Origin of the sequence: Streptomyces sp. H39-C1, from assembly GCF_027158125.1 — a bacterium.
Lineage (GTDB): Bacteria > Actinomycetota > Actinomycetes > Streptomycetales > Streptomycetaceae > Actinacidiphila > Actinacidiphila fildesensis.
The window spans coordinates 110,911-123,261 of sequence record NZ_JAPVLS010000007.1 but is presented as its reverse complement, the minus strand read 5'-3'; the positions used below and the strand labels follow the sequence as shown (position 1 = coordinate 123,261).

At 70.1% G+C, this 12,351-nt stretch carries 12 protein-coding genes; 8 read left to right on the top strand and 4 right to left on the bottom strand.

The window, feature by feature from the left end; genetic code table 11:
• The first annotated feature begins 145 nt into the window (after nt 1-145).
• Nucleotides 146-613, top strand: a complete 468-nt coding sequence (locus O3W51_RS07165; protein ID WP_138358708.1) for a GatB/YqeY domain-containing protein — start codon at nt 146-148, stop codon at nt 611-613.
• Between the two features lie 111 nt (nt 614-724).
• On the opposite strand, the gene O3W51_RS07160 is transcribed toward O3W51_RS07165, so the two are convergent.
• Nucleotides 725-2,968: a transglycosylase domain-containing protein gene (locus O3W51_RS07160; protein ID WP_269284695.1), complete on the bottom strand. Its 2,244-nt coding sequence runs from the start codon at nt 2,966-2,968 to the stop codon at nt 725-727.
• A gap of 384 nt (nt 2,969-3,352) precedes the next feature.
• Between O3W51_RS07160 and O3W51_RS07155 the strand changes: the two genes are divergently transcribed.
• On the top strand, nt 3,353-3,685 hold the full coding sequence (locus O3W51_RS07155) for a WhiB family transcriptional regulator (RefSeq protein WP_138358704.1): 333 nt from the start codon (nt 3,353-3,355) through the stop codon (nt 3,683-3,685).
• On the opposite strand, the gene O3W51_RS07150 is transcribed toward O3W51_RS07155, so the two are convergent.
• Both O3W51_RS07150 and O3W51_RS07145 read right to left on the bottom strand, forming a co-directional pair.
• Entirely contained in the window at nt 3,667-4,965 is a 1,299-nt protein-coding gene (locus tag O3W51_RS07150; protein ID WP_138358702.1) for an ArsA family ATPase, read from the bottom strand. The two genes, O3W51_RS07155 and O3W51_RS07150, sit on opposite strands and share 19 nt — an antisense overlap.
• Nucleotides 4,966-5,022: 57 nt before the next feature.
• Nucleotides 5,023-6,033: an ArsA-related P-loop ATPase gene (locus O3W51_RS07145; RefSeq protein WP_269284692.1), complete on the bottom strand. Its 1,011-nt coding sequence runs from the start codon at nt 6,031-6,033 to the stop codon at nt 5,023-5,025.
• A 139-nt stretch (nt 6,034-6,172) separates the two neighbouring features.
• Here O3W51_RS07145 and O3W51_RS07140 point away from each other — a divergent pair, with 139 nt between their 5' ends.
• From O3W51_RS07140 to O3W51_RS07120, 5 genes are all read left to right on the top strand, one after another.
• Nucleotides 6,173-6,334 (top strand): DUF4177 domain-containing protein, encoded by a 162-nt coding sequence (locus O3W51_RS07140; protein ID WP_138358698.1) that lies wholly within the window; start codon nt 6,173-6,175, stop codon nt 6,332-6,334.
• On the top strand, nt 6,331-6,792 hold the full coding sequence (locus O3W51_RS07135; RefSeq protein ID WP_138358696.1) for a RidA family protein: 462 nt from the start codon (nt 6,331-6,333) through the stop codon (nt 6,790-6,792). The genes O3W51_RS07140 and O3W51_RS07135 overlap by 4 nt, the downstream gene beginning before the upstream one ends.
• 102 nt (nt 6,793-6,894) lie before the next feature.
• Nucleotides 6,895-7,845 carry an NUDIX hydrolase gene (locus tag O3W51_RS07130; RefSeq protein WP_138358694.1) on the top strand — a complete coding sequence of 317 codons (951 nt, stop codon included), beginning with the start codon at nt 6,895-6,897 and terminating at the stop codon, nt 7,843-7,845.
• Nucleotides 7,842-8,681 carry an MBL fold metallo-hydrolase gene (locus tag O3W51_RS07125; protein WP_138358692.1) on the top strand — a complete coding sequence of 280 codons (840 nt, stop codon included), beginning with the start codon at nt 7,842-7,844 and terminating at the stop codon, nt 8,679-8,681. Before O3W51_RS07130 ends, O3W51_RS07125 begins: the two co-directional genes overlap by 4 nt.
• Entirely contained in the window at nt 8,681-9,934 is a 1,254-nt protein-coding gene (locus tag O3W51_RS07120; protein WP_232485821.1) for a cytochrome P450, read from the top strand. Before O3W51_RS07125 ends, O3W51_RS07120 begins: the two co-directional genes overlap by 1 nt.
• A gap of 48 nt (nt 9,935-9,982) precedes the next feature.
• On the opposite strand, the gene O3W51_RS07115 is transcribed toward O3W51_RS07120, so the two are convergent.
• Nucleotides 9,983-10,876 carry a diacylglycerol kinase family protein gene (locus tag O3W51_RS07115; RefSeq protein WP_269284689.1) on the bottom strand — a complete coding sequence of 298 codons (894 nt, stop codon included), beginning with the start codon at nt 10,874-10,876 and terminating at the stop codon, nt 9,983-9,985.
• A 136-nt stretch (nt 10,877-11,012) separates the two neighbouring features.
• On the opposite strand from O3W51_RS07115, the gene O3W51_RS07110 reads away from it, so the two are divergent.
• Nucleotides 11,013-12,296, top strand: a complete 1,284-nt coding sequence (locus O3W51_RS07110; RefSeq protein WP_138358690.1) for an adenylosuccinate synthase — start codon at nt 11,013-11,015, stop codon at nt 12,294-12,296.
• Nucleotides 12,297-12,351: the final 55 nt, after the last annotated feature.

The following is a 12,351-nucleotide window of genomic DNA, read 5'->3' as shown; positions in this document are numbered from 1 at the left end:
CGCGGACGGGACGCGGACGGGACCCGGACAGGACGCGGACGGGACCCGACGGGACGTCGACAGGACCCGACGGAACGCCGACGGGACCCTGGACGCAGGCGTTAATGGGCGGCAGCACCGCCCTGCGGGTGCGAGACTCGACGGCATGACCACCACGCTCAAACAGCGACTGCACGACGACCTCATCGCGGCCATGAAGGGCCGCGACGAACTTCGCTCCGCCACGCTCCGCCTCACGCTGACCGCGATCACCAAGAAGGAGGTCGCGGGCACGACCGCCCGTGAACTCTCCGACGACGAGGTGCTCAAGGTGATCGCCGGTGAGGCGAAGAAGCGCCGCGAGGCGGCCGAAGCCTTCGCCCTGGGCAACCGTCCCGCCTCGGCCGAGCGCGAGCTGGCCGAGGGGGAGGTGCTCGACGCGTACCTGCCGAAGCAGCTGTCGGACGAGGAGCTGGTCGGGATCGTCACCGCCGCCGTGGCCGAGGCGAAGGCGGCCGGCGCCGAGGGCCCGCGCGCCATGGGCGCGATCATGAAGATCGTGAACCCGAAGGTCGCCGGTCTCGCCGAGGGCGGCCGCGTCGCGGCCGAGGTGAAGAAGCAGCTCGCGGGCTGATCCACCCGGTATCGCACGATCGCACGCGTGAGGGGCGCCACCCGAAGATTCCGGGTGGCGCCCCTCAGCCGTTCCAGCCGTTCCGATCGCAGTCGTTCCGGGCCCCCGCCGTCAGCGGTTGCCGCCCGTCCCGCCGCCCGAGTGCCCGTTCCCGCCGCCGATGATGCCCGGCGGGATGGTGAACGAGGGGAAGGGGTTCGGACTGGCCGGCGGCTTGCCGGTGCCGGCGGTCGTGGCGCCGGTGGTGTGGCCGGGCTTGCCCGGGTTGCCGGGGTTGGGCGGGGGAGTACCGGTCGGCTTCTCCGGAATGTTGAGCGGCACCTCGTTGAACGACTCGACCGGCTTGCCCTCCAGGGCCCCGCTGACAGAGTCCTTCCAGATGGGTGCCGGGCCGTCCGCGCCGTACACCTTGTCGTAGGTCTGGCCGCCGAAGGTGATGTTGTACATCTTCACCGCGTGCCGCGGGTCGCCGATCCAGACGGCGGCCGCCATGTTGGGCGTGTAACCGACGAACCAGGCGGCGTACCGGTCGTTGGTGGTACCGGTCTTACCCGCGGTGGCACGGTCCTCAAGGCCCGCCTTGGCGCCCGTACCGTCGTCGACCACGCCCTTGAGCATGGTGTTGATGGTGTCGGCCGTCGTCTCCGACATGGCCTGCGAGCAGTTCGCCTTCGGCACGGGGACCGGCTTGCCCGTGGTGTCCGTCGCCGACTCGATCGCCAGGGGCACGCAGTACGTGCCACGAGCGGCGAAGGCGGCGTACGCGGCGGCCATGTTGAGCGGTGAGGCCTCGTTGGACCCGAGGGTGAAGGAGGCGCCCAGCTTCCAGTTCGTGCCACCGGCGGCCTTGGTCATACCCAGGTTGTTCATCATCTTCGTCACGTTGCAGAGGCCGACCTCGGCCTCGAGGGAGACGAAGTAGGTGTTGATGGACTTCTGGAGCGCCTCGGGCATCGCGTACGGCCCCTTCTCCTTCTCGTCCTCGTTGTGGACCGGCGAGTGGTCGGTGTAGTTGTTGTTGGCGCAGTCGGTGACGTCCGGGAAGGGCATCTCGTACGGCGCCGGATACTGCTGCGCCGGCAGGTAGCCGTTCTCCAGGGCGGCTGCCGCGGTGAAGGGCTTCATGGTGGAGCCCGGCTGGTACCCGGCCCCGCCGCCCATGTTCCGGTCGACCGAGAGGTTGATCTGCGTCTCGTTCTTGCCGAAGCCGTACGGCCGGGACTGTGCCATGGCCCGGATCTTGCCCGTACCCGGTTCGACGAGGGTGACGGCGGCGGCGATCGGGTCGTCCTTGTAGACGTGCTTGGCGATGCCGTTCTGAGTCGACGCCTGCGCCTGCGGGTCCAGCGTCGTCTTGATCGTCAGGCCGCCCTGGCGCCAGCGCTTCGCGCGGGCTTCCTTCGTCTTGCCGAAGGCCGCGTTCTGCAGGAACGTGTTGCGGACGTAGTCGCAGAAGAAGCCGGCGCCGTTCACGGCGGTGATGCAGCCGTTCTTCGGCTTGCTGATCTTGAGGCCGAGCGGCAGCTTCTTCGTGGCGTCGGCCTGGGCCTGGGTGATGTCCTTCAGGTCGGCCATCCGCTGCAGTACGAGATTGCGGCGCTTGATCGATTCCTGCTCGTCGTTGACCGGGTCGAAGCGGCTGGGCGACTGGACGATGCCGGCCAGCATCGCGGCCTCGCCGACGGTCAGGTCCTTGGCGTGCTTGCTGAAGTACCGCTTGGCCGCTGCCTCGACGCCGTAGGCCTGCTCGCCGAAGAACGTGATGTTGAGGTAGTTCTCCAGGATCTGCTGCTTGCCGAGTTCCTTCTCGACCTGGATCGCGTACTTCATTTCCTTGATCTTGCGGCCGACGGTCTGCTGGACCGCCTGCGCGACCTTGTCCGGGTCGTCGCCGGCCTGCTCGATGAAGACGTTCTTCACGTACTGCTGGGTGAGGGTGGAGGCGCCCTCGGAGACGCCGCCGTCCTGCGCGTTCTTGTTGAGCGCGCGCAGGATGCCCTTGAGGTCGATCGCCCCGTGCTCGAAGTAGCGGGCGTCCTCGATCGCGACGATGGCCTTCAGTATGTTCGGGCTCATCTGCTGGATCGGGATGACGGTGCGGTCGCGCGAGTAGACGGTCGCGATCAGTCCGCCGTTGGCGTCGAGGATCTTCGAGGCCTGGCTGAGCGGAGGGCGCTTCAGCTCACCGGGCAGGTCCTGGAACCCTGAGGCGGTGCCCTTCGCCGACAGGCCGAGGGCGCCGGCGGCCGGCAGGGCGATTCCTGCCAGTACCACTCCGGACAGGACACTGACACCGAGGAACTTGGCGGCCTGCTGGGCCGTCGAGAGACCCCCGCCCGATCGCTTGTGAGGCATGGAGGCAGCCTACGTTGCGATTCCCCGGACGTGCGCCCATCTGTTCGCCTACTCTGTAACGGACAGGCGCGGTCGCTGAGCGTGCGCCTGTCCTCCATCGTCACTCTTGTGGGTGATGAGAACTGCCCGAATTCCTGTCATATGCCGGGCGACTTGGGCGATATGCCAGGCGCAGTGACCGCTCTGCCCCATAAGTCCGAAATGGGTGCCGCTCACTCCGTTGGGTGATCTGCCGCACACCCATAGTCCATTCGGGCCATCGAAGATTGGGCCTGAAAGGGCTGTTGCGTCACGCCTACCTTCCGTAACGTCCTCAACTGGCAACGGTGAATATGCCGGTTGCCGCCGTGGGGGAGCCTCGATTCGGGAGAGGACGGCGCCAGCATGAGCAGCTGGGTAACCGACTGGAGCACGCAGGCAGCGTGCAAGACGACTGATCCGGACGAGCTTTTCGTCCAGGGAGCGGCCCAGAACAGGGCCAAGGCGGTATGCACCGGATGCCCGGTGCGGACGGAGTGCCTGGCGGACGCACTCGACAACCGGGTCGAGTTCGGCGTGTGGGGCGGGATGACGGAACGCGAGCGCAGGGCACTGCTGCGACGCCGTCCAACGGTGACCTCGTGGCGCAGGCTGCTCGAGACCGCCCGTACCGAGTACGAGCGGAGCACCGGCATCCTGCCGCTGGACGAAGAGGACGACTACGCCGCCGCGGGGTGATCCCCGGCAAGCCGTTCGCCGATCGAGCGCAAGCCGTCCAGATCGTGCACGTCGCCCGGTAGGGCCGCTACGTCGACCATCGGCACCTCAGGGTGCACGGAGACGAAACGGTCCCTGGTGCGGCGTTCGCGCGCGACCACGCGCATGCGCTCGGCGTGCAGCCGCAGCAGCCCGGCGGCAAGCCTCTGCTCGGGCGGAATCGTCATGTCGTCGGCCGCTTCGGCCGGGGTCTTCGGGTCCGTCCCGTCGTCGGTCCCGTCGGCAACGGAGTCAGCCTTCCCGGCCTCACGATCCACAATGCCGCCGTCCACAAGATTTTCCCGCGGCTCCTCGAGCGCCTGAGCGGCGGCCAGCGCCCGCTCCGCCGTGAGCTGCGGCGCTCCGCTGCCGTGCACCCGGTTCAGCACCAGGCCGGCCAGCGGCATGCGCTCGGCGGCCAGCCGCTCGACGAAGTACGCGGCCTCGCGCAGCGCGTCCCGCTCAGGCGCGGCCACGACGAGGAACGCCGTCCCGGGGGCCTGCAACAGCTTGTACGTGGCGTCCGCGCGCTTGCGGAAGCCGCCGAACATGGTGTCCATGGCGGCGATGAAGGTCTGCACGTCACCCAGCAGATGTGCGCCCATCACCTTGCTCAGGACGCCCGTCATCATCGACATGCCGACATTGAGGAACTTCATCCCGGCCCGGCCGCCGACCTTCGCGGGCGCCATCAGCAGCTTGATGAACTTCCCGTCCAGGAACGAGCCGAGGCGCTGCGGGGCGTCCAGGAAGTCCAGCGCGGACCGGCTCGGCGGGGTGTCGACGATGATCAGGTTCCAGGCGTCCAGCGCGCGCAGCTGGCCCAGCTTCTCCATCGCCATGTACTCCTGCGTGCCCGCGAAGCCGGCCGACAGGGACTGGTAGAAGGGGTTGTCGAGGATCGCGCGGGCCCGCTCGGGGTCCGCGTGCTGGAGCACGACCTCGTCGAAGGTCCGCTTCATGTCGAGCATCATCGCGTGCAGCGTGCCGCCCGCGGACTCGTCGATGTCGGTGACCGGGCGCGGTGTGTTGTCCAGCTCGCTGAGGCCCATCGACTGCGCGAGCCGGCGGGCCGGGTCGATGGTCAGGACGACGCACTTGCGGCCGCGTTCCGCGGCACGCACTCCCAGCGCGGCGGCGGTCGTGGTCTTGCCGACGCCGCCGGAGCCGCAGCAGACGATGATGCGGGTCTTGGGATCGTCGAGGAGCGGGTCGATCGCCAGCACCGGACTCTCCAGATCCCCCGGATTCTCCAGGCTCATGTCAGTTCCCCCCGCCGACGTGCCCATGTCGGTTCTCCCCGCCGGCTCCTACCCATGTCAGCTCTCCCCGCCCGTCATTCCCTGCTTGCGCAGGCTGTCGGCCAGCCGGTAGAGGCCGCCGAGGTCGACGCCCTCGCCGCGCAGTTCCAGTTCGTACGTCGGCAGGCCGAGGGTGGCGATCTCGGCGCGCTCGCGGCGCTCCAGCAGGACGCGCTGGGCGTGCTCGTGGGCCTGCGCGAGCAGCGGGTCGACGAGCCGCTCCGCCTGCCCGCCCGTGCGGGCACCGCCCAGGCCGGCCTGGGACAGTGCCTTGGCGACGGCGGTGCGCCGGCCGTTGGCGGCCGATTCGAGGTCCGCGTCGTCCAGCAGCACCGGGCGCAGCATGTTGACCACGACGGCTCCCACGGGCAGCCCGGCCGCCCGCAGTTCCGCGACGCCGTCCACGGTCTCCTGGACCGGCATCTCCTCCAGCAGCGTCACCAGGTGCACCGCGGTCTCGGTGGACTTCAGCACCCGCATCACGGCCTGCGCCTGGTTGTATATCGGCCCGATCCTGGCCAGTCCCGCGACCTCGTCGTTGACGTTGAGGAAGCGGGTGATGCGGCCGGTCGGCGGGGCGTCCATCACGACCGCGTCGTACGCCCGCCAGCCCGCGTTGTCCTTGCGGCGCACGGCCTCGCACGCCTTGCCGGTCAGCAGGACGTCCCGCAGACCGGGGGCGACGGTCGTCGCGAAGTCGATCGCGCCGAGCTTCTTGAGGGCGCGGCCCGCCCGGCCGAGCTTGTAGAACATGTCCAGGTAGTCCAGCAGCGCGAGCTCGGGGTCGATGGCGAGCGCGCGCACCTCGCCGCCGCCGGGCGCGACGGCGATCTTCCGCTCCTCGTAGGGCAGCGCCCCGGTCTCGAAGACCTGGGCGATGCCCTGCCGTCCCTCGACCTCGATCAGCAGCGTGCGGCGGCCTTCGGCGGCGAGGGCGAGCGCCAGAGCGGCGGCGACCGTGGTCTTCCCGGTGCCGCCCTTGCCCGTGACGATATGGAGCCTGGTGGGGGTGGACTGTTGAGGGCTCACCCTTCGAGCCTAACCACTCGGCCTTCGGCCCAAGCAGCCCACTGCCCAGGTGTGGCCTCTATCTCCCGGCGGGACCTCGCCGGGCAGCGCTGGCGGGTGCTGGCCGGGGCGGGTGGGAGCAGGCGTTACAGTCGGCTCCATGGCTAAGTGGGAATACGCGACCGTGCCGCTTCTTGTGCACGCGACGAAGCAGATTCTGGACACGTGGGGCGAGGACGGCTGGGAGCTGGTCCAGGTCGTACCCAATGGGAACAACGCGGAACAGCTGGTGGCCTACTTCAAGCGGGAGAAGCAGGCGTGAGCGCGGTCGAGGACAGGATCGCCTCGCTCGGGATGACGCTGCCCGCCGTCGTGCCGCCGCTGGCCGCGTACCAGCCGGCCGTGCAGTCGGGTGTGTACGTGTACACGTCCGGCCAGCTGCCGATGGTGGACGGCAAGCTGACGGTGACCGGCAAGGTCGGCGCCGAGGTGACGCCCGAGGAGGCCAAGGACCTGGCCCGTACGTGCGCGCTGAACGCGCTCGCGGCGGTCAAGTCGGTCGTCGGTGACCTGGACCGCATCAAGCGGGTCGTGAAGGTCGTCGGTTTCGTCGCCTCGGCGACGGACTTCACCGGGCAGCCGGCCGTGATCAACGGTGCGAGCGAGCTCCTCGGCGAGGTGCTCGGCGAGAAGGGCGTGCACGCGCGCAGCGCCGTCGGCGTGGCCGTGCTGCCGCTGGACGCTCCGGTCGAGGTCGAGATCCAGGTCGAGCTGGTCTGACGCCGGGTCGCGCTGGTCCGAGCGCTCCGCAGGCCGGGCCGGGTGCCCGGCCGCGGAGACTCACCCTCGAACATCAGGGCGGCAGGACGTACGATCCCGCCCATGACCACGAGCAGCGGCGGCACGAGTGACGGACAGTGGTTCCCGGCCTCCTGGCCGGACCGGATCCGGGCGCTGGCGAACGGGGATCTGACCCCCGTGACCCCGCGCAGGGCCGCGACCGTACTGCTCCTGCGGGACAGCCCGGACGGTACGAGCGACGGCCCGGCCGTCCACATGCTGCGCAGACGCGCCTCCATGGCCTTCGCCGGGGGCGCGTACGCGTATCCGGGCGGTGGGGTCGACCCGCGGGACGAGAAGCCGGTCCGGTGGGCCGGCCCGTCGCTCGCGCAGTGGTCGGCCGCCCTCGGGGTGGACCCGGTGTCGGCGCAGGCGGTGGTCTGCGCGGCGGTGCGGGAGACGTTCGAGGAGTCGGGCGTCCTGCTGGCGGGTCCCGACGGTGACAGCGTCGTGGCGGACACCACCGGCGAGAGCTGGGAGGCCGACCGCGAGGCACTGGTCAGCCGGGAGCTGTCGTTCGCCGACTTCCTGGCCCGGCGCGAGCTGGTGCTGCGCTCCGATCTGCTCGGCCCGTGGGCGCGCTGGATCACCCCGGAGTTCGAGGAGCGCCGTTACGACACCTGGTTCTTCGTCGCGATGATGCCGGCCGGGCAGCGCACCCTGGACGTCTCGGGCGAGGCCGACCACACGGTGTGGCTGCGCCCGGCCGAGGCCGTGGAGGGCTACCGGCGCGGCGAGATGGTGATGATGCCGCCGACCATCGCGACGCTGCGCGCGCTGCTCCCGTACGACTCGGTGAAGGCGGCCCTGGCGGGCGCGGCCAGCCGGGATCTGACGCCGGTGCTGGCGCGGGCGGTGCTCGAAGAGGGGCAGATCGTGCTGAGCTGGCCGGGGCACGAGGAATTCACCAAGCACATTCCGCAAGGATCCGAGCAAGGAACCGGGCAAGGATCCGAGCAAGGACCCAACTCGTCGCAAGGAGCTGCTGAATGACGTCGGCGATCCTGCCCGGCAGGCCGCAGCCGACGGTCGGCGGCCCCGCGACGGCACGTGCCGTCTGCGTCCTGGCCCCGAACCCGTCGCCGATGACCCTGGACGGCACCAACACCTGGCTGCTCTCCGAGCCGGGTTCCGATCTCGCGGTCGTCATCGACCCGGGCCCGCTCGACGACGCGCATCTGCGCAACGTCGTCGCGACCGCCGAGGCGGCCGGCAAGCGCGTCGCGCTGACGCTCCTCACCCACGGCCACCCGGACCACGCGGAGGGCGCCGCGCGCTTCGCCGAGCTGACGGGGACGAAGGTCCGGGCGCTCGACCCGGCGCTGCGGCTGGGCGACGAGGGGCTGGCGGCGGGCGACGTCATCACCACCGGCGGTCTGGAGCTGCGCGTCGTCGGCACGCCCGGGCACACCGCGGATTCGCTCTCCTTCCATCTGCCGGCCGACAGCGCCGTCCTGACCGGTGACACGGTGCTGGGGCGCGGCACGACGATCGTGGTGCACCCGGACGGCCGGCTCGGCGACTACCTCGACTCCTTGCGCCGTCTGCAGGCGATGACGATGGCCGGCGTCGACACGGTGCTGCCCGGCCACGGCCCGGTGCTGAAGGACGCGCGCGGCGCCGTCGAGTACTACCTCGCGCACCGCGCGAGCCGGCTGGCGCAGGTGGAGACCGCCGTGGAGGCGGGCTGTCTGACGCCCGCCCAGGTGGTCGCGCACGTCTACTACGACGTCGACCGGTCGCTGTGGCCGGCGGCGGAGCTGTCGGTGCGGGCGCAGCTGGACTATCTGCGCGAGCACGGGCTGATCGAGGACCGGCGGACCTACTGATGACGGATCGACCGATGAGCGGCCAGGAGACGTCCGGCCCGGCGGTGAAGGAGTTCGACCCGTGGTCCGCCGCGTTCGTCGCGGACCCGTATCCGGCGTACGAGGCGCTGCGCGCGGCGGGCCGCGCGCACTGGTTCGAGCCCACCCGGCAGTGGCTGATCCCGCACTACGACGATGTGAGCGCGCTGCTGCGCGACCGCCGGCTGGGGCGTACGTATCTGCACCGGTTCACCCACGAGGAGTTCGGCCGCGAGGCGCCGCCGGCCGGGCACGAGCCGTTCCACGTCCTCAACGACAACGGCCTGCTGGACCTGGAGGCCCCCGACCACACCCGGATCCGCCGGCTGGTCGCGAAGGCGTTCACCCCGCGCACCGTCGAGCGGCTCGCGCCGACCGTGCAACGGCTCGCCGACGAGCTGGTCGACGGTCTGCAGGCGGACGGCGGCGGTGACCTGCTGGCCCGGGTCGCCGAACCGCTGCCCGTCGCGGTCATCGCGGAGATGCTCGGCATCCCGCCCGGCGACCGGCAGCCGCTGCGGCCCTGGTCGGCGGACATCTGCGGGATGTACGAGCTGAACCCGGACGAGGAGACCGCCCGGCGGGCGGTGCGGGCGAGCGAGGAGTTCTCGGAGTATCTGCGCGGGCTGATCGCCGAGCGCCGCCGTACACCGGGCGAGGACCTGATCAGCGCCCTGATCGCCGCCTACGAGGACGGGGACACGCTCAGCGAGCAGGAGATGGTCTCCACATGCGTGCTGCTGCTCAACGCCGGCCACGAGGCGACGGTGAACACCACAGCGAACGGCTGGTTCACCCTGTTCCGCCATCCTGATCAGCTCGAACTGCTCCGCGCGGAATCCGGGCTGCTCCGCGACGCCATCGAGGAACTGCTGCGGTACGACACCCCGCTGCAGATGTTCGAGCGCTGGGTCCTGGACGACATCCAGGTCGGCGACACGGTGATCCCGCGGGGTTCCGAGGTCGCGCTGCTCTTCGGGTCCGCCAACCGCGACCCGTCGCGCTTCCCCGACCCCGGCCGGCTGGACCTGCGCCGCCCGGCCGCCGACAACCGGCATCTCACCTTCGGTGCCGGTATCCACTACTGCCTGGGCGCGCCGCTGGCCCGCATCGAGCTGGCCGCGTCCTTCGGCACGCTGCTGAGCCGCGCGCCGGGTCTGCGGCTCGCCGCCGAACCGCGCTGGAAGCCCGGCTACGTCATCCGGGGCCTGGAAGAACTGCTCGTCAGCTGGTGACGCGAGCTGGTGACGCGCCCGGCCCCCGACGTGATCTGCGTCTCTTCCTCAGGCGCGGGGCACCGTGAGCCGCCAGGCGCCCGGCTGGACCGTCCAGGTGCGGGTCCTGACCGGTCCGGCGAGGGCGGAATCCGCGCGGTAGCGGAAGTCCCGGCCCGAGACGGTGACGGTCGCGGCCTCCACGCACAGCGGTTCCGGGCTGTCGGGAAGGCTCACCCGGACCTCGATGAGCCCCGGGTTCACCGTCCGGAACGACACCTCGTGCACGGGGTGGTCCAGGTCCACCAGCACCACCCCGTCCGCCTCGATCCGCAGCCGCTGGCGCGGCGCGTGCCCGTGGCCGTGCCCCGGCCCGTGCGCGTTCGAGGGCGCCGGCATCGTCAGCGTCCGGACCAGCGACCGGGCGGTGCGCCCACCCGTCACCCGCCACCACCCTTTCAACGAATCGCTTCGCTCCCCATCCCTATTCGGCGACCACCAGTGCGACGAGGATCCCGCGCCGTTGGAGGGGATCTGTAGCGTGCCCAGCACGATGCCGCCGCTGTCGTCGACCAGCAGGTCCAGCTCGCGGTCCATGCCGTCGAGCACCGCCCGCGCCGCGGGCAGCACCTGGCCCGGCACGCCCAGCGCCCGGGCGAGCGAGGAGCGCGGCCCGATCGGCACCAGCGCCAGCGGGGCCTCGCCGAGTGCCCGCTCATGGTGCAGTGCCCGCACCGCCCGCAGCAGGGTCCGGTCGTCGCCCAGCACCACCGGACGGCGCCGGCCGCGATGGGCCAGCACCCGGGCCACCTCTTCGGCCGAATCCGGAAGAGCGATTTTTACGGAGGACGCGCCCGCACACAGGACATCCTTCGCGATGCGGACGGATTCGCCGTCGACGGCACGTGCCGCGGGGTCGATGACCACGAGCAATTGACGCCCGTCAGGTGGCTGAGCCGACACCTTGGTCCTTCCTCAGGTAAAATCTCGGTGCAAGAGCCCCTTGCGCCGTTGCGTCAGGGGCTTGGTCTATTCCGGGGCACCGGTTCGACGGCTCTCTGCACGTTGGACATGCCCCGCCCGGAAGGGGTGTACGCCTGTGCCCGCACTTGTGCTGCTCGGTGCTCAGTGGGGTGACGAAGGCAAGGGGAAGGCCACTGACCTGCTCGGTGGCTCCGTGGATTATGTCGTGCGTTACCAGGGCGGCAACAATGCCGGCCACACGGTCGTCGTCGGCGACCAGAAGTACGCACTGCATCTCCTCCCCTCCGGAATCCTGTCGCCGGGGTGTACCCCGGTCATTGGTAACGGTGTCGTCGTGGACCCGGCGGTCCTGCTCTCCGAGCTGAGCGGACTGAACGACCGCGGCGTCGATACGTCCAAGCTTCTGATCAGCGGGAACGCCCATCTGATCACTCCGTATCACCAGACCATCGACAAGGTGACGGAGCGGTTCCTCGGCAGCCGCAAGATCGGTACGACCGGGCGCGGTATCGGCCCGGCCTACGCCGACAAGATCAACCGCGTCGGGATCCGCGTTCAGGACCTCTTCGACGAGTCGATCCTGCACCAGAAGGTGGAGGCCGCACTCCACGAGAAGAACCAGCTCCTGGTCAAGCTCTTCAACCGGCGTGCGATCAGCGTCGACCAGGTCGTCGAGGAATACCTCGGTTACGCGGAGCAGATCAAGGACTTCGTCGCCGACACCGGTCTGATTCTGAACAAGGCGCTGGACGAGGGCAAGGTCGTGCTGATGGAGGGCGGCCAGGGCACGCTGCTCGACGTCGACCACGGCACCTATCCCTTCGTCACCTCGTCGAACCCGACCGCCGGCGGTGCCTGCACGGGCTCCGGCATCGGCCCGACGAAGATCAGCCGTGTGATCGGCATCCTCAAGGCCTATACGACGCGAGTCGGCGCCGGTCCGTTCCCGACCGAGCTGTTCGACGAGGACGGCGAGAAGCTGCGGGTCATCGGCCACGAGCGCGGGGTCACCACCGGCCGCGACCGTCGCTGCGGCTGGTTCGACGCGGTCATCGCGCGGTACGCGACCCGCGTCAACGGCCTGACGGACTTCTTCCTCACCAAGCTCGACATCCTCACCGGCTGGGAGCAGATCCCGGTCTGCGTGGCCTACGAGATCGACGGCAAGCGCGTCGAGGAGCTGCCCTACAACCAGAGCGACTTCCACCACGCGAAGCCGATCTACGAGATGCTCCCCGGCTGGTCCGAGGACATCACGAAGGCGCAGACCTTCGACGACCTGCCGAAGAACGCGCAGGCGTACGTCAAGGCGCTCGAAGAGATGTCGGGCGCGCCGATCTCCGCGATCGGCGTGGGCCCCGGCCGTACCGAGACGATCGAGATCAACTCGTTCCTCTGACGGACGGCGGCCGGTCAGGCCGACGGCATCGACGCGGCGCGCCCCGGTGGCAGGA

Bases quoted from the DNA above. Each gene is read 5' to 3' on its own strand.
- O3W51_RS07140 (WP_138358698.1), top strand. From the start codon at position 6,173: ATGGCTAAGTGGGAATACGCGACCGTGCCGCTTCTTGTGCACGCGACG.
- O3W51_RS07120 (WP_232485821.1), top strand. From the start codon at position 8,681: ATGACGGATCGACCGATGAGCGGCCAGGAGACGTCCGGCCCGGCGGTG.
- O3W51_RS07155 (WP_138358704.1), top strand. From the start codon at position 3,353: ATGAGCAGCTGGGTAACCGACTGGAGCACGCAGGCAGCGTGCAAGACG.
- O3W51_RS07160 (WP_269284695.1), bottom strand. From the start codon at position 2,968: ATGCCTCACAAGCGATCGGGCGGGGGTCTCTCGACGGCCCAGCAGGCC.
- O3W51_RS07165 (WP_138358708.1), top strand. From the start codon at position 146: ATGACCACCACGCTCAAACAGCGACTGCACGACGACCTCATCGCGGCC.
- O3W51_RS07125 (WP_138358692.1), top strand. From the start codon at position 7,842: ATGACGTCGGCGATCCTGCCCGGCAGGCCGCAGCCGACGGTCGGCGGC.
- O3W51_RS07150 (WP_138358702.1), bottom strand. From the start codon at position 4,965: ATGAGCCTGGAGAATCCGGGGGATCTGGAGAGTCCGGTGCTGGCGATC.
- O3W51_RS07130 (WP_138358694.1), top strand. From the start codon at position 6,895: ATGACCACGAGCAGCGGCGGCACGAGTGACGGACAGTGGTTCCCGGCC.